Below are 23,716 nucleotides of genomic sequence, written 5' to 3'. Positions count from 1 at the left end.
GTATGGACCAGGCCGACATCCGCAACTTCTCGATCATCGCCCACATCGACCACGGGAAGTCGACGCTGGCCGATCGCGTGCTCCAGCTCACGGACGCCGTGAGCGAGCGCGAGATGCGCGACCAGCTGCTCGACTCGATGGAGCTCGAGCGCGAGCGCGGGATCACGATCAAGGCCCAGGCGGTGCGCGTGCACTGGAAGGGCTACGAGCTCAACCTCATCGACACACCGGGCCACGTCGACTTCACCTACGAGGTCTCCCGCTCGTTGCAGGCGTGCGAGGGCGCGGTGCTCGTCGTCGACGCGGCGCAGGGCATCCAGGCGCAGACCCTCGCCAACGCCTACCTCGCGATCGAGAACGACCTCGAGATCGTCCCGGTCGTCAACAAGATCGACCTTCCCCAGGCCGATCCCGAGGGGGCGGCCCGAGAGGTCTGCGAGCTCCTCGGCGGCGATCCCGGCGACGTCGTCCGCATCTCCGCGAAGACGGGCCAGAACGTCGAGCAGGTCCTCGATGCGATCGTCGAGCGCGTCCCGCCGCCGTCGGGGGACGCGGATGCCCCGGCCCGCGCGCTCATCTTCGACTCGTCGTACGACCAATACCGTGGCGTGATCGCGTTCGTGCGCGTCGTCGACGGGCGGCTCGAGACCGGTGCCGGCCTGACGACGATGGCCACCGGCACCCAGTTCCCCGCGGAGGAGCTCGGGTTCATGTCGCCGCAGCGGCGCCCCGTCACCAGCCTCGACGCCGGCGAGGTCGGCTACGTCGTGACGGGCCTGAAGGACGTCTCCCGGCTCCGCGTCGGCGACACGTTGACGACCCGGCAGCGCCCCGCGTCCGACCCGCTCCCCGGGTACAAGGACGTCAAGCCGATGGTGTTCGCGGGCCTGTTCCCGACCGACTCCGACGAGTACCCGGCGCTGCGTGACGCGCTCGAGCGCCTGAAGCTGAACGACGCGGCGCTGTTCTACGAGCCCGAGACGTCCCAGGCGCTCGGCTTCGGGTTCCGCTGCGGGTTCCTCGGGCTCCTGCACATGGAGATCGTCCGCGAGCGACTCGAGCGCGAGTTCGACCTCGACCTGCTCGTCACCGCGCCCAACGTCGCCTACCGCGTCGAGCGCCGGACCGGCGAGCTCGTCGAGGTGCACAACCCCGCCGAGATGCCGCGCGAGGCGGAGCGCGTCGAGGAGCCGTACGTCCGGGCGACGGTGATCGTGCCGAAGGACTACGTCGGCGCCGTGATGGAGCTCTGCACCGACCGGCGCGGCAGCTTCGACCACATGGAGTACCTCTCGGAGCAGCGGGTGCTGCTCGCGTACGAGCTCCCGCTCGGCGAGATCGTGATCGACTTCTACGACCAGCTGAAGTCCCGCACCCGGGGCTACGCGAGCTTCGACTACGACGTCGCGGGCTTCCGGGAGGGCGATCTCGCGCGCGTCGACATCCTCGTCGGCGGCGAGCAGGTGGACGCGCTCTCGCTCATCGTCCATCGCGCCGCCGCCCACGACCGCGGAAAGGCGCTCGTCGAGCGGCTGCGCGAGGAGATCCCCCGGCAGATGTTCGACGTCCCGATCCAGGCCGCAATCGGCTCGCGCGTGATCGCACGCGAGACCGTGAAGGCGAAGCGCAAGGACGTCCTCGCCAAGTGCTACGGCGGCGACATCTCCCGCAAGCGCAAGCTGCTGGAGAAGCAGAAGAAGGGGAAGAAGCGGATGAAGCAGGTCGGCGGTGTCGAGGTGCCGCAGGAGGCGTTCCTCGCCGTCCTCAACCTCGACGGCGATCGCGTGAAGTAGTCGCCGTGTCCCCGGCCGCCGCGGACTCCCGCTCGCACTCCCACGTCGGGCCGCGGCCCTGGACGTCCCGTGGAGCAGCGCCGTCGTGAGCGCGTCGCCCGTCAGGCACCTCTACGTCCACGTGCCGTTCTGTGTCCACCGATGCGGCTACTGCGACTTCGTGACCGCCGTCGGGGGCCACGACCTGCACGCCCGCTACGTCGAGGCGCTCCTCGGCGAGCTCCGCCGGGAGCGCCACCTGCTCGACGACACGGTCGACACGGTGTTCGTCGGCGGGGGGACGCCGACGTTCACCGAGCTCGCGTCGCTCCGCCGGCTCCTCGCGGAGCTCCCCCGGGCGCGCGAGACGACCGTCGAGGCCAATCCCGAGACGGTCACGCCCGAGGTCGCCGAGACGCTCGCACAGGCAGGGGTGACACGCGTCTCGATCGGCGCACAGTCCTTCTCGCCCGCCCTCCTCGCCGTGCTCGAGAGGACGGCCAGCCCCGATCAGGTGCGGCGTGCGGCGCACCTGCTGCGGGACGTCGGGATCGACAACCTCTCCCTCGACCTGCTGTACGGCATCCCTGGGCAGAGCGCGGCCGACCTCGCGAGCGACCTCGAAGAGGCGCTCGCGCTCGGGCCCGACCACCTCTCCTGCTACGAGCTCGAGGCGAAGCCGGGGACGCGCTTCGCACACGCGTGGGGCGCCGAGCTCGAGGCGCAGGCCGACGCGATGGAGCGGCATCTCGAGCAGGTCGTGCGCACCCTGACGGCAGCCGGGCTCCGCTGGTACGAGACCGCCAACTTCTGCCGGGCTCCGTCGCCCGGCGAGCGCCGCGACCTCCGCGCGCAGCACAATCTCGCCGTCTGGCGCGGCGCGGACTACCTCGGCCTCGGCGTCGGGGCGGTGTCGACACTCGGCCCCCTCCGGCGGCGGAACGCACCCTCCCTGCCCGCGTACCTCGCCGCGGTCGAGTCGGGGCAGGCCCCGCGCCGCGAGGTCGAGCACCTGGACACGGCGACACGGGCACGGGAGCGGCTGATGCTCGGGCTGCGCCTCGACGAGCCTGTCGACCTCGACGGGCTCGGCGGCGTCGTCGACGACGGCGCGCTGCACCGGCTGGTCGAGGCGGGGCTCGTCGCCGTCACCGACGGGTCGTCCCTCCTCCTGACCACTCGCGGCCGGTTCCTCGGCGGCGCCGTCACGAGCGCCCTGATCTCCTGGGAGCCGCACCCGACCGGGGACACACCGCCGATACGATGCGGGTGACGATGACCGAGCTGAGCCCACGCAAGCGGGAGATCCTCCGGCGCGTGGTCGAGGAGTACGTCGCCACGGGCCAGCCCGTCGGCTCCCGGACACTCGTGGAGCGCGCCGGTGTCGGCGCGTCCCCGTCCACCGTCCGCGGTGAGCTCGCGGAGCTCGAGGCGCTCGGGCTGCTCATGCACCCGCACACGTCGGCGGGACGCGTGCCGACCGAGCGCGGCTACCGCTTCTACGCCGAGGAGCTCGTCGACACGATCGAGGGAAAGCCGGGGCCGTTCCCGGTCGACCTGTCGGCGATGCGGAACGAGCTCGAGGTCGCGCTGCAGCAGACGACCGAGGCGCTGTCCCAGGCGACCCGGCTGCTCGCGCTCGTCACCGCCCCCTCGCTCCACGCGGCGGCGATCCGTCACGTCGAGGTCCTGCAGCTGCAGCCGCACGTCGTGCTCGTCGTCGTGATCACGTCGTCCGGCGGCGTCACGAAGCGGATGATCGAGCTGGGCGCTTCCGCCGACCCCGGTCTCGTCGAGTGGGTGCGCGCGTACCTGAACGAGACGACCGAGGGGCTCCGTCTCGGCGGCGCTCCGCTGCGCCGCTGCTTCGAGGATCCGGGGCTCGACCAGCGCGAGCGCGACATCCTCGACGCGCTCCGTCCCGCCTTCGACGACGCGCTCGACGAGAGCGGCGCGCAGCTCTACGTCGGTGGGGCCGCCGGGCTGCTCGGAGAGGCCCGGGGCGCCGAGCTCGACGCGTGCCAGCACCTCCTCGAGCTCCTCGAGCGCCGCGCCGTCGTGCTCGAGCTCCTCTCGGATGCGCTCGACCCGCGGCGGCCCGTGGTCAGGGTCGGGCCGGAGGTGGACGGGGCCGAGCTCAGCGACGTGTCCTACGTCGGTGCGACGTACGGCCTGTCCCACCGCTCGCTCGGGGGCGTCGGGCTCCTCGGCCCGCTGCGGATGGACTACGAGAAGGCGATCCAGGTCGTGCGCGCCGCCGCCTTCGAGCTCTCGCGCCTCGTCGAGGAGGTCTACGAGGACGCCTGACACCCGGCCCGCCGGCAGGCGGCGCCGTGACAGGAAGGGGCGGTACCGGTCGCCGGGCGTCGGGCTACCCTTGGATCGCGATGGCGACGGCGGAACACGACTACTACGAGGTGCTCGGCGTCGAGCGCTCCGCGAGCGACGCCGAGATCAAGAAGGCGTTCCGTCGCCTCGCGCGCGAGCTGCATCCGGACGTCAACGGGTCGCCGGACGCGGAGCACCGGTTCCGCGAGGTCGCCGAGGCGTACGAGGTGCTCTCCGACGCCGGGCGCCGAGAGACCTACGACCGCTACGGGCACGCCGGGCTGCGCAGCGGCGGCTTCCGGCCCACCGACTTCGACGTCGGGAACCTGTCCGACATCTTCACCGCCTTCTTCGGCGACTCGTTCTTCGGTGCCCCTGCACAGGCCCGCCCGGCGCGCGGCGGCGACGTCTCGATCGCCGTCGAGGTCGCGCTCGTCGACGCGTTCACGGGAACGACCGTCCGCGTGCCGCTCCGTGTCGCGCGCCTCTGCGGCCGCTGCAACGGTGCGCGAGCCGAGCCGGGGACGACGGCCGTCCCCTGCGAGACGTGTGGCGGTGTCGGGCACGTGCAGCACGTGTCGCAGTCGGTCTTCGGGCAGTTCGTCCGCTCGGCGACCTGCCCCCGCTGCGACGGGCTCGGCGAGACCGTGCCGACACCCTGCCGTGAGTGCGACGGTGCCGGGCGGCTGCTCGCCGAGCACGAGGTCGACGTCGACGTTCCGGCTGGGATCCACGACGGGCAGCGCATCCGCCTGCGCGGCGAGGGGCACGCGGGCCCGCTCGGCGGGCCCGCCGGAGACGCCTTCGTCCTCGTGCGCGTCCGCCCGCAGGCCGGGCTCGAGCGCGACGGCGACCATCTCGTGGCCCTCGCCCCGGTCACCTTCACGCAGGCGGCGCTCGGCTCGTCCGTCGTCGTCCCGTCGCCCGAGGGCGACGTCGCGGTCGACGTCCCGGCCGGATCGCAGCCGGGCGAGGTGATCGTCCTCCGGGGACGCGGCATGCCGTCGCTGCAGTCGGGGCGTCGCGGAGACCTGCGCGTCCACGTCGACGTCCGCGTCCCGAGACGCCTCACACCCGAGCAGCGCGAACAGCTCGAGAGGGTCGACGCGGCGCTCGACGACGATGCGTACCGCGACGACGAGGGGTTCTTCGACCGGCTGAAGAGCGCGTTCCGCTGAGCGAGCCGCTGCTGCGAGTGACGGTGTCGGTCGCGCACGCGCGGGCAGAGCCGGCGCGGGCCCGTGTGCTCGAGCTCGCGCCGGAGGGCTTCGAGGAGGTCGCCGTCGGCGAGCGCGTCGAGCTGGTGGCCTTCGTCGACGCCGGTCGCGCCTCGGCCCTCGTCCAGACGTTCCCCGAGGCGACCGTCGCGCCGCTCGAGGAGGGGTGGGAGGACGCCTGGCGCTCGTACCATCGACCGGTCGTCGCCGGCGGCGTGTGGATCGGCCCCCCGTGGGAGTCGCCCCCGGCGGGCCGGCCGTCCGTCGTGATCGACCCGGGACGGGCGTTCGGGACCGGGGCACATCCGACGACGCGCCTCTCCCTCGAGCTGCTCGCGCGCTGCGACCGGGGCTCGCTGCTCGACGTCGGATGCGGGTCCGGGGTGCTCGCGCTCGCCGCCGCACGGCTCGGCTTCGGCCCGATCACCGCCGTCGACGTCGATCCGGTGGCCGTCGCCACGACGTCCGACAACGCCGGCGCGAACGGGGTCGAGCTGACGACGCGCGCGCTCGACGCCGAGCACGACCCGCTTCCGTGTGCGGACGTCGCCGTCGCCAACGTGCTCCTCGGCCCGGTGGAGGCCATCCTCGCGAGGCTCGAGACGTCCTCGGCCGTGACCTCCGGCTACCTCGTGGGCGAACGCCCGCGCCACCCGGGCTGGGCGCACGTGGAGACCGCGGAGCAGGAAGGGTGGTCGGCCGACCGCTTCCGCCGCGTGGGATGATCCCTCGATGCGTGACGTGACCCCGAAACGGCCCGGGCGCCGCCTGCGACCCGCCGACCCGGTGTGCGCGAGGGGCCGGCTCCCGTGACGACCTTCGCCACGCGCTTCCTGGGGTGCAAGGTCTCGTTCTCCGACGCGCAGGCCGTCCGCGAGCGGCTGCTCACCGACGGCCATGCCGAGGCCGCCGAGGCGGGCGCGGAGGTCGTCGTCGTCAACACCTGCTGCGTGACGCACGAGGCCGTGTCGAAGTCCAGGCAGGCCGTCGCCCGCGCGGCCCGTACGGCGCGCGCCGTGTACGTCACCGGGTGCGCGTCGAGGCTCGAGGGCTCGTTCGACGGACTGCCCGCGAACGTCGTCGTCACGCGCGCGCTCGGCGAGGACGCCGCGGAGACGGTCGCGGGCGACGTCGGCGCGATCGGCTGCGTCCGGGCCGACCACCGGCTCGATCGCGTGCGGGCCTTCGTGCGCATCCAGGACGGGTGCTCCTTCTCGTGCCACTTCTGCGTGATCCCTCTCGTGCGCGGGGGCACGCGGAGCCGCGCCGCCACGGCGGTGCTCGCCGAGATCCGCCGCCGCGTCGCCCAGGGCCACCGGGAGGTGGTGCTGACGGGGGTCAATCTCGGCTGCTTCCGCGATCGTGTGGCGCGGTACACGCTCGCGCGGCTCGTGCGCGAGGCGGGCGCGATCGAGGGGCTCGAGCGGCTGCGTCTGTCCTCGATCGAGATCAACCACGTCGACGACGACCTCGTCGCGGCGCTCCGGGAGACGCCGACCGTGTCCCCGCACCTCCACGTCCCGCTCCAGTCGGGGGACGACCGCGTGCTGCGGGCGATGGGGCGCCGGTACACGGCCGCCCAGTTCCTCGCGAAGCTCGCGCCACTCCGCGACTTCAACCTCACCAGCGACGTGATCGTCGGCTTCCCCGGCGAGGACGAGGACGCCTTCGCGGCGACGCTCGACCTCGTCGAGCGCGTGGGGCTGACCAAGGTCCACGTCTTCCCGTACTCCCCGCGGCCGGGGACGAGGACGGCCGCCGACGACACGGTCCCGGTGGTGGAGAAGCGTCGGCGGGGGGCACGGCTGCGGGCGCTCTCCACCGAGCTCTGTCGGCGACGCTGGACGACGAAGGTCGGGATGACGGATCGCGTGCTCGTCGATCGCCCCGGCCGGGGATACGGTGACGACTACACGCCGTGGCTCGTCGAGGCACCGGTCGGGGCGTTCGTCACCGCTCGTGCCGTCGACGTCTCCGAGGAGGGGGTGCTCGCCCTTGCCGCCTGACGACTGCCTGTTCTGCACGCTCGTCCGCGAGGGTGACCACGTCCACGCCAGCGACGGCTTCGTCGCGATCCGCGACATCGCGCCGAAGGCGCCCACGCACCTGCTCGTGCTCCCGGAGCGCCACGTGGACACCTTCCGGGAGGTCGGGGCGTTCCCGGACGAGGAGGCGGCGCAGATGCTCCGTTTCGTCGCCGAGACCGCCGCACGGGCGGGGCTCGAGGACTACCGTGTGCTCGTCAACGTCGGGCCCGGGGCGGGCCAGACCGTCTTCCACCTCCACTGGCACGTGCTCGGCGGGACTAGCCTCGAGCGCTTCGAGTAGGCAAGGTGTACGCGTGAGCCTGATCACAGAGATCCAAAACGACCTCAAGGAGGCTCGCCTCGCGCGCGACGACCGGCTCCGGGACGCGCTCTCGCTGATCCTGAACGCGCTCCTGGCGGCCGAGAAGGAGCTGCAGCGCCCGCTCTCCGAGGACGAGGAGCTGCAGGTGCTCCAGCGGGAGCGCAAGAAGCGCGTCGAGGCGATCGAGGCGTACGAGCAGGCCGGTCGCGACGAGGCGGCGGAGCGCGAGGAGTACGAGCTCGACGTGCTCGAGGACTTCATGCCCGAGCCGCTCACCGACGAGGAGATCGAGGAGATCGTCGACGACGTGATCGCCGAGGTCGGCGCCACCTCGATCCGTGATCTCGGCCGGGTGATGGCCGACGTGATGCCGCAGATCTCCGGTCGCGCAGACGGGTCGGTCGTCAGCCAGCTCGTCCGCGAGAAGCTCGCCTAGCGCCCGAGGTTCACCGGGGCGCGACCGTTCCCGGAACGCCCGTCGGCCCGCAGCCCGAGGCCCCGGCCGGCGTCGGCGACGGCCGCCTCGGCCGTTCCGCGCGTCCCCGCTCCCGGGCGGCTGCAGGCGGGGATCCCACCGTGCCCGGCGCGCGGGGGAACGGCACGAGCCGCCACTACACTCAGACCGGATGCAGGACGTGCTCGTCGTTCCGAACGAGGTCGCCGCGGAGCTGGCCGGCGTCGGCGACGGCGTGCTCGAGACGCTCCGCGAGCGTCTCGGGTGCGTGGTCGCGCTGCGCGGCAACCGGCTCACGCTCGACGGCGACCCGTTGCACGTCGCCGAGGCGCGCGCCGTGCTCGACGAGCTCGTCGAGCTCGTCGAGGGCGGGCACCAGATCGGCCCGGACACGGTCGGAGCCGTGCTCGCCGCGCTCGACCAGGCACAGAACATCAGCGAGGTGTTCGACGACGTCGTCTGGCGCCACCGAGGCAAGAAGATCGCGCCGAAGACGGTGACCCAGAAGCACTACGTCGACGCGATCCGCGCGCGCACCGTGACCTTCGGGATCGGCCCCGCGGGCACCGGCAAGACGTACCTCGCGATCGCGCTCGCCGTCGCCGCCCTCTCGGAGAAGGCCGTGGGCCGGATCATCCTCACCCGTCCCGCGGTCGAGGCCGGCGAGCGGCTCGGCTTCCTCCCCGGCGACGTCCTGGCGAAGGTCGACCCGTACATGCGCCCGCTCTTCGACGCGCTCTACGACACGATGGACCCGGACCGGCTGAACGCGTACATCGAGCGGGGGACGATCGAGGTGGCGCCGCTCGCCTTCATGCGCGGCCGCACGCTCAACGACTCGTTCGTGATCCTCGACGAGGCGCAGAACACGACGCCGGAGCAGATGCAGATGTTCCTGACACGGCTCGGCTTCGGCTCGAAGATGGTCGTGACGGGCGACGTGACGCAGATCGACCTCCCCCGGGAGCAGGCATCGGGGCTGATCCAGGTACGCAAGATCCTCGCGGGCGTCGACGGCATCGGGTTCGTCGAGTTCACCCACCAGGACGTCGTGCGGCACAAGCTCGTCCAGCGGATCGTCGAGGCGTACAAGCAGCACGCCGAGCAGACCGGCGACAGCAGGCGCCGCTGACGTCGATGGTCGACGTCGAGGTCGACAACCGCAGCGGGCTCGAGGTCGACGCGACCGCGGCCGTCGCCTTCGCCCGCCGCGTGCTCGCGGCCGAGGGCGTCGACGGCGGTGAGCTCGGCATCGCGTTCGTCGAGCCCGACGAGATCCGCGCCCTCAAGCGCGAGCACCTCGGCCTCGACGAGGCGACGGACGTGCTCTCGTTCCCGATCGACGGCCGCGAGCCGCTCCCCGCCGGCGTCCCTCGCCAGCTGGGGGACGTCGTCCTCTGCCCGCAGGTGGTCGGCGACGAGTGGCGTGCCGCGCTCGCCCACGGGCTGCTGCACCTCCTCGGGTACGAGCACGGCCAGGCGATGGAGGCGCGCGAGCAGGCGGTGCTCGGGTGAGGCCGCGGCGCGCCCCCACGATCCTCGACAGCTTCAACTACGCGTTCGAGGGGATCATCCACGTGCTCCGCACGCAGCGGAACATGCGGATCCACTTCGCGATCGCCGCCGGCGTGCTGATCGCCGCACTCTCGTTCGACGTCACGCGGCTCGAGCTGATCGCCCTCCTACTGGCGATCGCGTTCGTCCTCATCGCCGAGATGATCAACTCCGCGGTCGAGGCCGCCGTCGACGTCGCGTCGACCTCCTTCGACCCGCTGGCGAAGCTCGCGAAGGACATCGCGGCGGGCGCCGTGCTGATCGCGTCCCTGAACGCGGTCGCGATCGGCTACCTCGTCTTCTCCGGCGACGTCGCCCGCGAGAGCGGGCGGTTCCTCGACCGGCTCTCGGAGACGCCGGAGGAGCTGACGCTGGTCGCGCTCGCCCTGACCACGATCGGCGTGATCGCGATGAAGGCGATCGCGGGACGCGGGACGCCGCTCCGCGGCGGCTGGCCGTCGGGGCACGCGGCCGTCGCCTTCGCGGGCTGGATGGCGGTGACGCTGGCCCTCGACGACTCGGGGCACCGCTTCCTGATCTCGGCGCTGACGTTCATCATGGCGTTGCTCGTGGCACAGACGCGGATCGAATCGGGAGTGCACTCCACGGTCGAGGTGGTGGCCGGGGCCCTGCTCGGGGCGCTCGTCACCCTCGCCGTCTACCAGCTGTTCGCCGCATGACGGTCTCCGACGACGACCTGCTGGGCCTCGCCGACGCCGCGGCGGCGCGTGCGTACGCGCCGTACTCGCGCTTCCACGTCGGCTGCGCGGTGCTCGCCCGCGACGGCCGGGTGATCGAGGGCGTCAACGTCGAGAACGCCTCGTACCCACTCGGCGTGTGTGCCGAGCGCGCGGCGTTCTCGCGCGCGGTCGCCGAGGGCTACCGGCCGGGGGACTTCGTGGTCGCTGCGATCACCGCGTCGCCGTGCGGGGGCTGCCGTCAGTGGCTCGCCGAGATGGCCGTCGAGCGCGTCGTCTTCCGCAACGGAGGCCGCGTGGTGACGATGACCGTCGACGAGCTGTTGCCGGAGCAGTTCGAGTCGACGTCGCTGCCCGAATGAGGTCCGGCTTCGTCGCCGTCGCCGGCCGTCCCAACGTCGGCAAGTCGACGCTCGTCAACGCGCTCTGCGGCGACAAGGTCGCGATCACCTCGACGGTGCCGAACACGACGCGACGCCGCATCCACGGCGTCGTCAACGGCGACGACTGGCAGCTCGTGCTCGTCGACCTGCCCGGGTTCCAGCGGCCGATGGACGCCCTCACCGAGCGCATGCAGGAGACCGTCGACGGATCGATGGAGGACGTCGATGCGGTGCTGCTCGTGGTCAGCGCCCGCGACCGCATCGGGGCGGGCGACCGCTTCGTCGCCCGCCGCGTGTTCGCACTCGGCGTGCCCGTGATCATCGTCGTGAACAAGATCGACCGGCTCAAGCACGGGCATGTCGCGTCGCAGATGAAGACGGCGGCGACGCTCGGCGACTTCCACGCGCTCCATCCGGTGAGCGCGAAGACGCGCGACGGGATCGGCGAGCTCCGTGACGACCTCGTGTCGCTCCTCCCGGAGGGCCCTGCCTACTTCTCGCGGGAGACCGCGACCGACCTCCCGCTCGAGGAGCGCGTCGCGGAGGCGATCCGCGAGCAGGCGCTCCACCTCACGCGGGAGGAGGTGCCGCACGCCGTCACCGTCGTCGTCCAGGAGATCGGGGAACGGGACGTCGACGCCGTGCTCTACGTCGAGACCGAGTCCCAGAAGGGGATCCTCGTCGGGAAGCGCGGGTCGATGGTGCGCGAGATCGGCACGCGGGCGCGGCCGGAGGTCGAGGCGCTCGTCGGCCGCCCGGTGTTCCTCCGCCTCGTCGTCAAGGTGCGTCCGAAGTGGCGCCGCGACCCGAGGGAGCTCGAGCGGCTCGGCCTCTAGGCCGTCGCCGGAGCAGCGCGCCGGTGCGCCCCGCGGTCGCCGACAGCGCGTCGCCGGACGCGCGACCTCCGTAGTCCCCCGAAGGCGCGCTGAGTGCACCCACCGATGCCGCATGCGCGCGACGGCGGGAGACTGGAGCAAGCGATTCAAGGAGGCGCAATGGCTCCGATCGTCGAGGCGCGCTCGATCGCGAAGGCCTACGACACCGGCGTCGTCCAGGTGCAGGCCCTCCGCGGGATCGATCTCGAGCTCGAGCAAGGAGAGATGGTCGCGATCATGGGCCCGAGCGGCTGCGGCAAGACGACGCTGCTCAACTGCCTGTCCGGGCTCGACTCGATCGACGCCGGCGAGGTGCTGATCGAGGGGACGGCCCTCTCGAAGATGTCCGATCGGGAGCGAACCGACTACCGCGCACGGCGGATGGGGTTCGTCTTCCAGTTCTACAACCTGATGCCCGTGCTGACCGCGGTCGAGAACGTGGAGCTGCCGCTCCTCGTCGGCCGCGTGAGGGCGGGCGACGCCCGCAGGCGGGCCGTCGAGGCACTCGCCCTCGTCGGGCTCGCCGATCGGGCGCACCACGTCCCCGATGCCCTCTCGGGCGGCGAGCGCCAGCGTGCCACGATCGCGCGCTCGCTCGTCAACGACCCCGCGATCGTCTGGGCCGACGAGCCCACCGGCGACCTCGACTCGGAGAACGCGGCCGAGATCGTCGAGCTCATGCGCAGGCTCAACGTCGAGCAGGGGCTGACGTTCCTCATCGTCACACACGACATCGCCGTCGGCCGCCGGACCGACCGCATCGTCCGGATGCTCGACGGCCTGGTCGTCGAGGAGCAGCGACTGGAGGTGCCGCATGTACTCGCGGGTCACGCAGCTTGAGGTCGACACCGTTCGCTTCACCATCGACGACGCCGTCGCGCTCTTCGGCGAGCACGTGCTGCCGGCGCTCCGCGAGTTCCCCGGCTTCGAGGGCATCGTCGTGATGGCGACGCCGGAGGGGAAGGGCGAGATCGTCACGTTCTGGGAGACCGCGGAGGAGGCGGCGGCGGCGGCGGCCTTCGGCAGCGAGGCGCTCGAGCGGTTCGTCACGCTCTTCCGGGCGCCCGCCGGCCGTGAGCAGTACGAGGTCCTGCTGGCCGAGCTCCCGGAGGCGATCGCGCACTAGGCGATGAACGAGCTCTTCGGCATCCCGGTCGACACGCTGCTCGTGATCCTCGGCGTGGCGCTCGTCGTCTCGCTCGGGATCGTCGCCGTGCTCGCCCTCCGCAACCGGATCCTGCTCAGGCTCGCGGTGCGGAACGTCGGTCGCCGCCGCGGCAGGAGCGCGCTGATCGTCGTCGGGCTGATGCTGGCGACGACGATCATGGCCGCCGCACTGACGACGGGGGAGACGATGACCCACACGATCCGCGCCTCCGCCGTCGACACGCTCGGCACGACCGACGAGACCGTCGCGCCGAAGGGGGCGACGGAGGACATTCCCGGTGCGCTCGGGGCGGCCACCGGGACGGGGTGGATCGACGAGAGCGCCGTCGACCAGGTCGAGCAGGCGCTCGCGGACACCGGGCTCGCCGACGGGGTCAACGGCGCGATCGTCGAGCAGGTCGCGGTCCAGGCACCGGTGCAGCGGCAGAGCGAGCCGAGCGTCGTCCTCTTCGCAGCCGACCCGGCACGGATGGAGGGCTTCTCGCCGATCACGGGCTCCGACGGCGACACGTTGTCGCTCGGCGACCTCCGGCCCGGCGAGGTCTACCTGAACCGCAAGGCGGCGAGCCAGCTGCTCGTCGGCCCGGGCGACCGTGTCGTCGTCTACACCGGCGCGCAGGGGCACGACGCCAAGGTGCGCGACGTCGTCCGCTTCGACGGGGCCGGGACGGCGGACGCGGCGCTGCTCGTCTCGCTCGGCACGGCGCAGCGCCTGTACGGCCATCCCGGCGAGATCCGGGCCGTGCTCGTGTCCAACACGGGCGACGCGTTCGGCGGGGCGGCGCTCTCCGACGAGGTGGTCGCGGCCCTCGTGCCGGTGACCGCCGAGCTCGGCCTCGAGGTGCAGACGCTCAAGCAGGACGCGATCGAGGCCGCGGACGAGGCCGGGGCCGCGTTCGTCGGGTTCTTCACGACCTTCGGCACGTTCTCGATCGCCGCGGGGATCCTGCTCATCTTCCTCATCTTCGTGATGCTCGCCGCCGAGCGACGGGGCGAGCTCGGCATCGCCCGCGCGATCGGCACCAGGCGCAACCACCTCGTCGAGATGTTCACCTTCGAGGGCGCCGCCTACGACCTCGCCGCAGCGGTCGTCGGTGCGCTGCTCGGCGCCGTGGTCGCCCTCGTGATGGTGCTCGTGCTGGCGGGCGCCTTCGGTTCGGCGGACGCCGACGAGGGCCTGCAGATCCAGTTCGCGGTCTCGCCCCGGAGCCTGATCATCGCCTTCGCGATCGGGCTCCTGCTCACGCTCGCCGTCGTCGCCTTCTCGGCCTGGCGCGTGAGCACGATGACGATCTCGACGGCGATCCGGGGGCTCCCCGAGCCGCGGACGCCGAAGCGCCGCCGCCGGCTCGCGGCCTCACTGCTCGGGCTCGCGTTCGGGGCGGCGCTCGCACTCTTGGGCGCCTCGTCGGAGAGCGCGACGCCGCTGATGCTGGGAGTCTCGCTCGTCGTCGTCAGCCTCGTGCCGCTGCTGCGGCTCGCGGGCGTGCCGGAGCGGATCGCCTTCACCGTGTGCGGGCTCACGGTCGTCGTCCTGCTGATGCTGCCGTGGCGGGCGTGGGAGGCGGTCTTCGGGGAGATGTCGATGGACTTCTCCACCTGGATCGTCGCGGGCCTGATGATCGTCGTCGGCACGGTCTGGGTGATCGTCTACAACGCCGACGTCGTGCTCGGGCTGGTGATGCGCGTCGCCGGCCGCATCCGCGTCCTGGCCCCCGTGCTGCGCATGGCGATGGCCTATCCGCTCAAGGCGCGCTTCCGGACGGGCGCCACCCTCGCGATGTTCACGCTCGTCGTGTTCACGCTGGTCACCGGCACTGCGTCCACCGAGTCGTTCACGGCGGCGTTCGACGACGTCGAGGAGTTCGGCGGCGGCTACGACGTCCGCGGGGGCACCTCCGGCTCGGCCCCGATCGCGGACATCGGGATGGCGCTCCGCTCGACACCGGGCGTCCGCGCGTCCGACTTCACGGCCGTCGGCAGCCAGTCCGTCCTCTCGCTCGACGCGGTGCAGGTCGACACGGGCCGGGCGCGAGAGCCCTATCCGGTGCGCGGCCTCGACCGGGCGTTCCTCGACCATACGACGTTCGGGCTCGGGGCGATCGCGCGCGGCTACGACTCCTCGCGCGCGGTGTGGGCGGCGATCGCGGAGACCCCCGGGCTCGCGGTCGTGGACGCCCTCGTCGTCCCGCGGCGCGACCAGTTCGGCTTCGGCGTGTTCCCGGACTTCACGCTGACGGGCTTCTACTTCGAGGACGGCGTCTTCGACCCGATCCCCGTAGACGTCGTCGACCGGCAGACCGGCGCCCACGTCCAACTGACGGTGATCGGCGTGCTCAAGGACGTCGCCCCGTTCGAGATGATCGGGCTCTCGACGTCGCAGGAGACGCTGGCGACGGCCTTCCCGGGTCGTGCCGAGCCGACGATCCACTACCTCGCCACCGCGCCCGGCGTCGATCCGGCCGCGGCGGCGGCGTCGCTCGAGTCGGCGTTCCTCGCCAACGGCTTCGAGGCGCAGACGATGCAGGAGGTCGTCGACGACGCGGTCGGCCTCAACCGCACGTTCAACCGCGTGATCCAGGGATTCATCGGTCTCGGGCTCGTCGTCGGCGTCGCGGCCCTCGGGGTGATCAGCGCCCGCTCGGTGGCCGAGCGGCGGCAGCAGATCGGGATCCTGCGGGCGATCGGCTTCCGCCGGCGCATGGTCCAGGCGGCCTTCCTGCTCGAGTCGTCGTTCGTCGCCCTCACGGCGATCGTCGTCGGCACGCTGCTCGGGCTCGTGCTCGCCTGGGACATCGTCGACGACTCGCGCCGTCAGCCGAGCTGGGAGAACCTCAGGCTCGTCGTGCCCTGGTGGAACCTCCTCGTCGTCTACCTCGTCGTCTACGCGGTCGCCATGCTCGCCACCCTCGCTCCTGCCATACGCGCATCCCGCATCCGGCCGTCCGAGGCGCTGCGCTACCAGTAGCCGATCGCGCGCCGCCGGAACGGTGCATGCGCAGGGTTACACTCAGGCGATGGCGCAGGCACCGGCATTGCCCGGCGGCTTCGAGTTGCCGCTCGAGCCGCGGATCCCGCGCGTCGGCTCCGTCGACGCCGTCGCGCTCGAGGCCCGCGCCGCCGAGCTCGCGAAGCGCTCGATCAAGCGCGAGGCGAAGCTCTTCGCCCTCGACCTCGCGGTGCGCATGATCGACCTCACGACGCTCGAGGGCGCGGACACGCCGGGCAAGGTGGCCGCCCTCTGCTCGAAGGCCGTGCGGCCCGACCCCGTCGATCGGAGCGTGCCGTCGGTGGCGGCCGTGTGCGTCTACCCGAACCTCGTCCCCACCGCGCGGCAGCGTCTGCAGGGGACGACGGTGAAGGTGGCGGCGGTCGCGACGGCGTTCCCCGCGGGACAGTCACCGCTCGACGTCAAGCTCGCGGACGTCCGCGACGCCGTGGCGTTCGGCGCGGACGAGGTCGACATGGTGATCGACCGCGGCGCCTTCCTCTCCGGCCGCTACGGCAAGGTCTACGACGAGATCGTTCGCGTCAAGGAGACCTGCGGCGACGCGCACCTGAAGGTGATCCTCGAGACGGGGGAGCTCGGGACGTACGACAACGTCCGGCGGGCCTCGCTGCTCGCGATGGCCGCGGGCGCCGACTTCATCAAGACCTCGACCGGGAAGGTGTCGCCCGCGGCGACGCTCCCGGTCACGCTCTGCATGCTCGAGGCGATCCGCGACGTCCACGACGAGACGGGGCGAATGGTGGGGATGAAGCCGGCCGGCGGCATCCGCGTCGCGAAGCAGGCGATCCAGTACCTCTGCGTGCTCCACGAGACCCTCGGCGTCGCGTGGCTGACGCCCGACCTCTTCCGGTTCGGCGCCTCCTCGCTGCTCAACGACCTGCTCCTGCAGATCCGCAAGCAGAAGACCGGCGCCTACCAGTCCGGCGACTACTTCACCATTGACTGAATGAGCGACGTCGCGAAGAGGGAGTCGGGCGTCCCTGCCCCCCTGGCGTGGGACTACGCGCCCGCGCCGGAGGCACGGGACATCGTCTCGTTCGAGACGCGCTACGGCCTCTACATCGGCGGCGAGCACGTCGAGCCGCGCTCCGGGGAGTGGTACGCGACGATCTCCCCCGCGAACGAGGAGCACCTCGCAGAGGTGGCGACGGCGCGTGCCGAGGACGTGGACGTCGCCGTGCAGGCGGCACGGGAGGCGTTCGAGAACGGCTGGTCGGCACTGCGCCCGGCCGAGCGTGCGAAGTACCTGTTCCGGATCGCGCGCATCCTGCTCGAGCGCTCGCGCGAGTTCGCCGTCGCCGAGTCGTTGAACAGCGGCAAGCCGATCAAGGAGTCGCGGGACGTCGACCTCCCGATCTCGGCGGCCCACTTCTTCTACTACGCCGGCTGGGCCGACAAGCTCGAGTACGCGTTCCCCAACCGGCGGCCCCGCCCCGTCGGCGTCGCCGGCCAGATCATCCCGTGGAACTTCCCGCTCCTGATGCTCGCGTGGAAGATCGCCCCCGCCCTCGCCTGCGGCAACACGGTCGTCCTCAAGCCGTCGCACACGACGCCGCTGACCGCGCTCCTCTTCACGGAGGTCTGCCGGCAGGCCGAGGTGCCGCCGGGTGTCGTCAACATCGTCACCGGTGACGGGCAGACGGGCGCGGAGCTCGTGCGGCATCCGGGCGTCGACAAGATCGCCTTCACCGGCTCGACCGAGGTCGGCAAGGAGATCCAGCGTGCGATCGCCGGGACGTCGAAGCGGCTGACCCTCGAGCTCGGCGGCAAGGCGGCGAACATCGTCTTCGACGACGCCGCCCTCGACCAGGCGGTCGAGGGGATCATCAACGGCATCTACTTCAACCAGGGTGAGGTCTGCTGCGCAGGCTCGCGGCTACTCGTGCAGGAGTCGATCTACGAGCAGCTGATCGTGAAGCTCAAGCGGCGCATGGAGACGCTCCGGGTCGGCGACCCGCTCGACAAGAACACGGACGTCGGGGCGATCAACTCGCGCGAGCAGCTCGAGAAGATCGCCGAGCTCGTCGCGAGCGGGGAGGAGGAGGGCGCCGAGATCTTCCAGCCCTCGTGCGCGCTGCCGGAGCGCGGGTTCTGGTTCCGGCCGACGGTCTTCACCAATGTCGCGCAGAGCTACCGGATCGCGCAGGAGGAGATCTTCGGCCCCGTGCTCAGCGTGCTCACGTTCCGTACGCCGGAGGAGGCGGTCGAGAAGGCGAACAACACCGCGTACGGGCTGTCGGCGGGGGTCTGGACGGAGAAGGGCTCCCGGATCCTGTGGATGGCGGAGCGCCTGCGCGCCGGCGTCGTCTGGGCCAACACCTTCAACCGCTTCGATCCGGCGTCGCCGTTCGGCGGCTACAAGGAGTCCGGCTTCGGCCGCGAAGGCGGTCGCCACGGGCTGGAGCCCTACCTGCGGTTCGACTGATGGCGAGGCTCCCCGTCAGGAAGACGTACAAGCTCTACGTGGGCGGTGCGTTCCCGCGCTCGGAGTCCGGGCGGTCGTACGAGGCGGACGGCCAGAACGTCGCCCGCGCGTCGCGCAAGGACGTCCGTGACGCCGTCCGCGCCGCGCGCGGTGCGTTCGCCGGATGGTCGGGTGCCACCGCCTACAACCGCGGCCAGGTGCTGTACCGGCTCGCCGAGATGATGGAGGCTCGCGCCGCCGACCTCGCGGCCGTCTGCTCCGGGACGGCCGAGGTGGAGGACGCCGTCGACCGCGTCGTCTGGTACGCGGGGTGGGCCGACAAGCTCCCGCAGGTGCTGGGCGGGACGAACCCCGTCGCCGGCCCCTACTTCAACTTCACGATCCCCGAGCCGACGGGCGTCGTCGCCGTGATCGCCCCGGAGGAGCCGCCGCTCGACGGCATCGTGTCGCGTGTCCTTCCCGCCGTCGTCGGCGGCAACACCGTCGTCGCGGTTGCCTCGCAGGCGCACCCGCTGGCCGCCGTCGAGCTCGCCGAGTGCTGCGCGACGAGCGATCTCCCGGGCGGCGTCCTCAACGTCCTCACCGGCTATCGGGACGAGCTGGCGCCGGTGCTCGCGGCGCACATGGATGTGAACGCGATCGACCTCACGGGTGTCGACGGCGATGCCGCGGAGCTCGAGCGCGCCGCTGCCGACAACGTCAAGCGCATCGTGCGGCAGGTCGAGGAGCAGAGCCCGTGGGAGATCGCCCGCTTCCTCGAGCTCAAGACCGTCTGGCACCCGATCGGCGCCTAGGCGGGTGACCGCGGGCTCGCCCGCGGAGCCCGCCACGGAGGTGTTCCGCCTGGAAGTCGCCTGCTCGTGGACGTCCGCGCCATCGGGGCACCCCATCCCACCACCCACTGCCGAGTCTACTCGGATGCGTTGCCGAGATGTGCAACGCACCAGTGTCGATTTCGTGCCGATCGCGGGCGTCGTGCGCCGTCCGAGAGGAGTGCGGCCTCGGGTGCCGGGTCGGATCGTCCCTCCGACGTTCCCGCCGACGCCGGGGCCCGAGGCGGCGAGGCGTCGGTCGTTGCGGTCGGGTCACCCTCGGCCGCGGGCATCGCTCGCGCGGCGAGCCGCGGGCGTCCCGGATGAGTACGATCAGCGCCGTGAGCGGCTCGCGACACCTGAGCCAGGCGATCTCGGAAGGGGAGCGGATCTCCGTCCTCGTCGAAGTGCGGGACGGCGAGGCCGCCCGTGCTGCTGCCGAGCACGGAGCCACCGGCGTCGTCCTCCGGGGGCTCGCCGACGGTCTCGCGGATCGGCCGGACGTCCCGGTGCTCGTCTACGGGCCCTCGGCGCGGGATGCAGCGGAGATCGGCGCCGACGCCGTCGTGCTCGGCGTGGACGGTGACGACGACCTGCTCGGCGAGCTCGTCCACCAGGCTGCCGCGCTCGGGCTCGAGTGCGTCGTGCGCGTCGGTGACGAGGGCGAGCTCCAGCGCGCGCTCGAGCTCGTCGACCCCGAGATCGTCCTGCACGTCGCCGAGGGTGCCGACGACGACGAGGCGCCGCTCGACCGACTGCTCGCGCTCCTCCCGGACGTGCCCGCCGGCAAGCTGGCGATCGCCGAGCTCGCAGGCGCACTTCACGACGACGTCCAGGAGCTCGAGCGAGCCGGTGTCGACGCCGTCCTCGTGAGCGACACGGACGTGCGCGCGCTCGTCACCGAGGGCCCGCCTGACGTCTGAGCGCCGCCTGCCGTAGGCTCGACAGGGCCACGGACGGCGCGGTGCGATGCGGCGCACGCGCGCCGCCGACGCGGGCTGAACGTCATCAGCGCGCCGTCACCCGGCGCCGGGTGCGACGGGATCGTGGGGGCCGTTGTCGCGGGAGGCGTCACCGGAGCCCACGCCGCGTGTCCCCGTTCCGCCCGGGCGTGGCCGGCTCGTGGCCGCTGGCTGCGGGCCCACCCTGGGTAGCCTGTCGGCAATGGGGTCGACGCCGAACCACGACCGGCGCGCGGCAGTCGCGCTCGGGATCGCCGTCTTTCTCTCAGGCGGTGTCCTTCTCGGCCTCGAGATCACCGCCAGCCGTGTGCTCGCGCCCGCCTTCGGCAGCTCGATCTTCGTGTGGGGAGCGCTGATCGGGGTCGTGCTCTCGGGTCTCGCCGCCGGCTACTGGGTGGGTGGCGCGCTCGCCGACCGGCTGCCGACGCCGTACCTCCTCGTCGGCACCCTCTCGCTCGGCGCCGGCCTCGTGATGCTGATCCCGTACGTCGACCGGTTCGTGATCGAGCTCGTGGTCGACTGGGATCTCGGCCCTCGCGCCGACCCGCTCGTCGCGGCGACGATGCTCTTCGGGCCGATGTCCGTCGTCCTCGCCGCGGCGACGCCGATCGCGGTGCGCCTCGCCGCGCACTCGCTCGAGCGCCTCGGCACGATCGCCGGTCGGCTGTTCGCGATCTCGACGATCGGGAGCATCGTCGGCACGTTCGTGACCGCGTTCTGGCTCGTCCCGGAGCTCGGCACCGACCAGGTGATCGCGTCGGGTGCCGTCGTCCTGCTCGTGGCAGCCGGCGTCGTCTCGGTGGCAAACGGCCTCCGCCTCGCCGCCGTTGCCTCCGCGGCCGCTGCGGCCGCCTCGGTCGCGGTCGTCCTCTCCCTCGCGCCCGAGCAGGGCGGCACCCTGACCGCGGAGGACGTCCAGAACTACTCGCCGCTCTACCGGCAACGCGAGGAGCGGACGCCGCGCAAGCTCGACCCGGCCGACGTCGCCACCCTCGCCTCCGGGTTCACGGTGCGCGAGGCGCGCGAGACGCAGTACCACCGGCTCCTCGTCGTCGACGACGAGGAGTCGCGGTACCTGCGCTTCGACAGCTCGTTCCAGAGCGGCATGTACCTCGACGACCCGTACAGGACCCGGTTCGTCTACACCGACTACCTCGACCTCGGGATCGCGTACCAGCCCGACGCGTCGCGCGTGCTCTTCATCGGGCTGGGCGGCGGCTCTGCTCCCAAGCGGGCGTACCGTGACTTCCCGTCGCTCACGCTCCACGCCGTCGAGCTCGACCCGGACGTCGTGCAGACCGCGTACGCGTGGTTCGCGCTGCCGCGCGACGACCGGCTCCAGGTCTCCGTCGAGGACGGTCGGCGCTTCCTGCGGCGCGACGAGCAGACGTGGGACGTGATCGCGATCGACGCCTTCTACTCGGACTCGATTCCGTTCCACATGACGACCGCCGAGTTCGTCGAGCTGGCGCGCTCCCGCCTCGCACCCGGCGGCGTGATCGTCGTCAACGTGATCGGCGCGCTCACGGGCGAGTCGTCCCGGCTCCTGCGGTCGGTCGCGAAGACGTACGCGTCGGTGTTCCGTACGGTGCAGCTGCACCCGGTCTACGAGGGCGAGTACGACCGGGATCCGGAGAGCATCCGCAACGTGATCCTCGTCGCCACCGATCGCGACGACCCGGGGACGGCGGAGCTCGCACGCTCGTGGGCGAGCGTCAGGGAGCGCGCACCGACCGCGCCGGATCTCACGGCGGCGATCGAGGATCGGTGGCCCGAGCCGCTCGATCCCGACGGTGTGCCCGTGCTCACGGACGGGTACGCCCCGACCGACGCCCTTCTGCTCGACTGACGAGACGCTCGAGGACGACGGCGACACCGTCGTCGTCGTTCGACGCCGTCACCTCGTCCGCCGCCTCGAGCGCGTCGGGGTGGGCGTTCGCGGGTGCGACCCCGAGCCCCGCCCAGCGGAGCATCCCGACGTCGGTGACGTGGTCGCCGAAGGCGGCGACGGCGTCAGGCGCGACGCCGCGTGCCGCGGTCAGCTCCACGAGCGCCGCCTCCTTCGAGACGCCCACCGCCATGAACTCGACGAACGCGGTGCCCGTCAACGTCGCCTCGGCGTCGCCGCCGGCGAGGCCCCGGGCGGTCACCAGCACCTCGTCGAGGTCTGCGCCCGGGAGGCGCGCGAGCAGCTTCGTCATCGGACGATCCCACGCGAGTGGGTCGATCGGCGGGTACGAGTCGTCCGGGCGCGGCCACCACGAGTCGTCGCGCAACGCCTCGTACGCGGGCTCGCTCCCGAAGCGGAGCTCGTACTCCCACCCGAAGACGACGCCCGGGACGAGCTCCCGCATGCCCGCGACGAGCCGTTGCGCGACGGCGCGGGGCAACGGGCGGTGCCTCTCGATCCGCTCGGTGTCGAGGTCGAAGAGCGTCGCCCCGTTCGCGCAGATCGCCGTTCCGGCCAGGCCCGCGTCGCGCGCGATCTGGCGGACGCTCCTCGGCGAGCGCGCCGTGACCGCCGCGACCGTGATCCCCGCGGATCGGGCGGCCGTGATCGCGGCTCGTGACCGGTCGGAGACGGTGAGGTCGCTGCGGAGCAGCGTCCCGTCGAGGTCGAGCGCGACGAAGCCGATCTCGCCCACGTCAGCCGTAGAACGTGCGCGCGACGTCGAGGAGCCCCGGGGGGACGCCACGGATCTCGGAGCACGCGTCGGCGAGCGGAACCGTGACGATCTCCTCGCCCCTGACGGCCACCATCGTCCCGACGTCCCCGGTGGCCACGGCGTCCGCCGCCCGCACGCCGAGGCGTGTCGCGAGCACGCGGTCGAACGCGGACGGCGTGCCTCCGCGCTGCAGGTGGCCGAGCACCGTGACGCGCGACTCGAAGCCGGTCAGCGTCTCGAGGCCCGCGGCGACCGCCGCCGAGACGCCACCCAGCCGCTCGAAGCCGAGGGCGTCGGTCCCGGCCGTCCACCCGCTTCCGGGGGGCGGCGCCACCCCCTCGGCGACGACGACGACGGAGTAGCGGTGCCCGCGCCGGTGGCGAGCCCGGATGATGTCCGCGACCTGCTCGAGGTCGTACGGCTCCTCGGGGACGAGGATCGCGTCGGCGCCGCCGGCAATCCCGGCGTAGGTCGCGATCCACCCCTTCGACCGGCCCATCACCTCGACGACCATCACGCGGTTGTGCGCCTCCGCGGTCGTCGTCAGGCGGTCGATCGCATCCGTCGCGATCTGCACTGCCGTGTGGAAGCCGAACGTGACGTCAGTCCCGGCGATGTCGTTGTCGATCGTCTTCGGCACGCCGACGATCGGGAGCCCCTCGTCGGAGAGTCGCAGCGCGGTGCGCAGCGAGCCGTCGCCGCCGACGACGACGAGCGCGCCGATCGCGTTCGCCTCGACCGTCCGACGCACGCTCGCGAACCCGTCACTGTGGACGTACGGGTCGAAGCGGGACGTGCCGAGGATCGTCCCGCCGCGCTGGAGGATCCCCCGCACGTCGTCGCGGTCGAGCCTCCGGGTACGTCCCTCCATCAATCCGAGCCAGCCGTCCGCGACGCCGACGACCTCGGTGTCGTGCCGCTCGATCGCGCGGGCGACGACGCCGCGGATCACGGCGTTCAGCCCTGGGCAGTCACCGCCCGCGGTGAGGATCCCGACCGCGCTCACGTCGCCATCGTAGGCGGGACGCGCGGGTGCCGGCGCAG

23 protein-coding genes are annotated in these 23,716 nt (G+C 72.2%); 21 read left to right on the top strand and 2 right to left on the bottom strand.

The genetic code is table 11. The features are described 5' to 3' along the window. The first annotated feature begins 2 nt into the window (after positions 1-2). The 21 genes from lepA (at position 3) to AC162C_RS10175 (ending at position 21,855) form a co-directional block, all read left to right on the top strand. Positions 3-1,793 carry a translation elongation factor 4 gene (gene lepA / locus AC162C_RS10275; RefSeq protein ID WP_484097462.1) on the top strand — a complete coding sequence of 597 codons (1,791 nt, stop codon included), beginning with the start codon at positions 3-5 and terminating at the stop codon, positions 1,791-1,793. An 85-nt stretch (positions 1,794-1,878) separates the two neighbouring features. Continuing rightward, on the top strand, positions 1,879-3,045 hold the full coding sequence (hemW, locus tag AC162C_RS10270) for a radical SAM family heme chaperone HemW (RefSeq protein WP_484097461.1): 1,167 nt from the start codon (positions 1,879-1,881) through the stop codon (positions 3,043-3,045). A gap of 2 nt (positions 3,046-3,047) precedes the next feature. Further along, on the top strand, positions 3,048-4,079 hold the full coding sequence (gene hrcA / locus AC162C_RS10265; protein WP_484097460.1) for a heat-inducible transcriptional repressor HrcA: 1,032 nt from the start codon (positions 3,048-3,050) through the stop codon (positions 4,077-4,079). A gap of 80 nt (positions 4,080-4,159) precedes the next feature. After that, on the top strand, positions 4,160-5,278 hold the full coding sequence (locus AC162C_RS10260; protein WP_484097459.1) for a J domain-containing protein: 1,119 nt from the start codon (positions 4,160-4,162) through the stop codon (positions 5,276-5,278). 17 nt (positions 5,279-5,295) lie between these two features. Continuing rightward, positions 5,296-6,042 carry a 50S ribosomal protein L11 methyltransferase gene (locus tag AC162C_RS10255; RefSeq protein ID WP_484097458.1) on the top strand — a complete coding sequence of 249 codons (747 nt, stop codon included), beginning with the start codon at positions 5,296-5,298 and terminating at the stop codon, positions 6,040-6,042. Positions 6,043-6,126: 84 nt separating this feature from the next. Continuing rightward, a complete protein-coding gene (locus AC162C_RS10250; protein ID WP_484097457.1) occupies positions 6,127-7,323 on the top strand; it encodes a MiaB/RimO family radical SAM methylthiotransferase in 1,197 nt (398 codons plus the stop codon). Beyond that, positions 7,313-7,645: an HIT domain-containing protein gene (locus tag AC162C_RS10245; protein WP_484097456.1), complete on the top strand. Its 333-nt coding sequence runs from the start codon at positions 7,313-7,315 to the stop codon at positions 7,643-7,645. The genes AC162C_RS10250 and AC162C_RS10245 overlap by 11 nt, the downstream gene beginning before the upstream one ends. A gap of 13 nt (positions 7,646-7,658) precedes the next feature. Next, entirely contained in the window at positions 7,659-8,102 is a 444-nt protein-coding gene (locus AC162C_RS10240) for a GatB/YqeY domain-containing protein (RefSeq protein WP_484097455.1), read from the top strand. A gap of 190 nt (positions 8,103-8,292) precedes the next feature. Then, positions 8,293-9,252, top strand: coding sequence for a PhoH family protein (locus tag AC162C_RS10235; RefSeq protein ID WP_484097454.1), 960 nt, complete (start codon positions 8,293-8,295; stop codon positions 9,250-9,252). A 5-nt stretch (positions 9,253-9,257) separates the two neighbouring features. Beyond that, positions 9,258-9,635, top strand: coding sequence for an rRNA maturation RNase YbeY (ybeY, locus tag AC162C_RS10230; protein ID WP_484097453.1), 378 nt, complete (start codon positions 9,258-9,260; stop codon positions 9,633-9,635). After that, positions 9,632-10,354: a diacylglycerol kinase gene (locus AC162C_RS10225; protein WP_462973299.1), complete on the top strand. Its 723-nt coding sequence runs from the start codon at positions 9,632-9,634 to the stop codon at positions 10,352-10,354. Before ybeY ends, AC162C_RS10225 begins: the two co-directional genes overlap by 4 nt. Beyond that, positions 10,351-10,734: a cytidine deaminase gene (gene cdd / locus AC162C_RS10220; protein WP_462973300.1), complete on the top strand. Its 384-nt coding sequence runs from the start codon at positions 10,351-10,353 to the stop codon at positions 10,732-10,734. Before AC162C_RS10225 ends, cdd begins: the two co-directional genes overlap by 4 nt. Then, positions 10,731-11,591 (top strand): GTPase Era, encoded by an 861-nt coding sequence (gene era / locus AC162C_RS10215; RefSeq protein ID WP_484097452.1) that lies wholly within the window; start codon positions 10,731-10,733, stop codon positions 11,589-11,591. The genes cdd and era overlap by 4 nt, the downstream gene beginning before the upstream one ends. Positions 11,592-11,750: 159 nt before the next feature. Beyond that, positions 11,751-12,470, top strand: coding sequence for an ABC transporter ATP-binding protein (locus AC162C_RS10210; protein WP_484097451.1), 720 nt, complete (start codon positions 11,751-11,753; stop codon positions 12,468-12,470). Beyond that, complete coding sequence (locus AC162C_RS10205; protein ID WP_462973303.1) at positions 12,445-12,756, top strand: hypothetical protein; 312 nt, start codon at positions 12,445-12,447, stop codon at positions 12,754-12,756. The genes AC162C_RS10210 and AC162C_RS10205 overlap by 26 nt, the downstream gene beginning before the upstream one ends. 3 nt (positions 12,757-12,759) lie before the next feature. Then, entirely contained in the window at positions 12,760-15,765 is a 3,006-nt protein-coding gene (locus AC162C_RS10200) for an ABC transporter permease (protein ID WP_484097450.1), read from the top strand. A 49-nt stretch (positions 15,766-15,814) separates the two neighbouring features. Continuing rightward, positions 15,815-16,753, top strand: coding sequence for a deoxyribose-phosphate aldolase (deoC, locus tag AC162C_RS10195; protein WP_462973307.1), 939 nt, complete (start codon positions 15,815-15,817; stop codon positions 16,751-16,753). Beyond that, entirely contained in the window at positions 16,754-18,232 is a 1,479-nt protein-coding gene (locus tag AC162C_RS10190) for an aldehyde dehydrogenase family protein (RefSeq protein WP_484097449.1), read from the top strand. It abuts the gene before it with no gap. After that, positions 18,229-19,026: an aldehyde dehydrogenase family protein gene (locus tag AC162C_RS10185; RefSeq protein ID WP_484097470.1), complete on the top strand. Its 798-nt coding sequence runs from the start codon at positions 18,229-18,231 to the stop codon at positions 19,024-19,026. The genes AC162C_RS10190 and AC162C_RS10185 overlap by 4 nt, the downstream gene beginning before the upstream one ends. A 359-nt stretch (positions 19,027-19,385) precedes the next feature. Further along, entirely contained in the window at positions 19,386-19,967 is a 582-nt protein-coding gene (locus AC162C_RS10180; RefSeq protein ID WP_484097448.1) for a beta/alpha barrel domain-containing protein, read from the top strand. 241 nt (positions 19,968-20,208) lie between these two features. Next, positions 20,209-21,855 (top strand): spermidine synthase, encoded by a 1,647-nt coding sequence (locus AC162C_RS10175; RefSeq protein WP_484097447.1) that lies wholly within the window; start codon positions 20,209-20,211, stop codon positions 21,853-21,855. Here the strand turns inward: AC162C_RS10175 and AC162C_RS10170 are convergent. After that, positions 21,812-22,651, bottom strand: a complete 840-nt coding sequence (locus AC162C_RS10170; protein ID WP_462973311.1) for a Cof-type HAD-IIB family hydrolase — start codon at positions 22,649-22,651, stop codon at positions 21,812-21,814. The two genes, AC162C_RS10175 and AC162C_RS10170, sit on opposite strands and share 44 nt — an antisense overlap. A 1-nt stretch (position 22,652) precedes the next feature. Then, positions 22,653-23,678, bottom strand: coding sequence for a 6-phosphofructokinase (locus AC162C_RS10165; protein ID WP_484097446.1), 1,026 nt, complete (start codon positions 23,676-23,678; stop codon positions 22,653-22,655). Positions 23,679-23,716 lie beyond the last annotated feature (38 nt).

Source organism: Gaiella sp., assembly GCF_057140465.1.
The sequence above is the reverse complement of the archived record's forward strand: the minus strand, read 5'-3'. Positions and strand labels throughout refer to the sequence as shown.

Bases quoted from the DNA above. Each gene is read 5' to 3' on its own strand.
- AC162C_RS10190 (WP_484097449.1), top strand. From the start codon at position 16,754: ATGAGCGACGTCGCGAAGAGGGAGTCGGGCGTCCCTGCCCCCCTGGCG.
- era (WP_484097452.1), top strand. From the start codon at position 10,731: ATGAGGTCCGGCTTCGTCGCCGTCGCCGGCCGTCCCAACGTCGGCAAG.
- AC162C_RS10210 (WP_484097451.1), top strand. From the start codon at position 11,751: ATGGCTCCGATCGTCGAGGCGCGCTCGATCGCGAAGGCCTACGACACC.
- AC162C_RS10235 (WP_484097454.1), top strand. From the start codon at position 8,293: ATGCAGGACGTGCTCGTCGTTCCGAACGAGGTCGCCGCGGAGCTGGCC.
- AC162C_RS10205 (WP_462973303.1), top strand. From the start codon at position 12,445: ATGTACTCGCGGGTCACGCAGCTTGAGGTCGACACCGTTCGCTTCACC.
- AC162C_RS10200 (WP_484097450.1), top strand. From the start codon at position 12,760: ATGAACGAGCTCTTCGGCATCCCGGTCGACACGCTGCTCGTGATCCTC.
- AC162C_RS10260 (WP_484097459.1), top strand. From the start codon at position 4,160: ATGGCGACGGCGGAACACGACTACTACGAGGTGCTCGGCGTCGAGCGC.
- deoC (WP_462973307.1), top strand. From the start codon at position 15,815: ATGGCGCAGGCACCGGCATTGCCCGGCGGCTTCGAGTTGCCGCTCGAG.
- AC162C_RS10175 (WP_484097447.1), top strand. From the start codon at position 20,209: ATGGGGTCGACGCCGAACCACGACCGGCGCGCGGCAGTCGCGCTCGGG.
- lepA (WP_484097462.1), top strand. From the start codon at position 3: ATGGACCAGGCCGACATCCGCAACTTCTCGATCATCGCCCACATCGAC.
- hrcA (WP_484097460.1), top strand. From the start codon at position 3,048: ATGACCGAGCTGAGCCCACGCAAGCGGGAGATCCTCCGGCGCGTGGTC.
- cdd (WP_462973300.1), top strand. From the start codon at position 10,351: ATGACGGTCTCCGACGACGACCTGCTGGGCCTCGCCGACGCCGCGGCG.
- ybeY (WP_484097453.1), top strand. From the start codon at position 9,258: ATGGTCGACGTCGAGGTCGACAACCGCAGCGGGCTCGAGGTCGACGCG.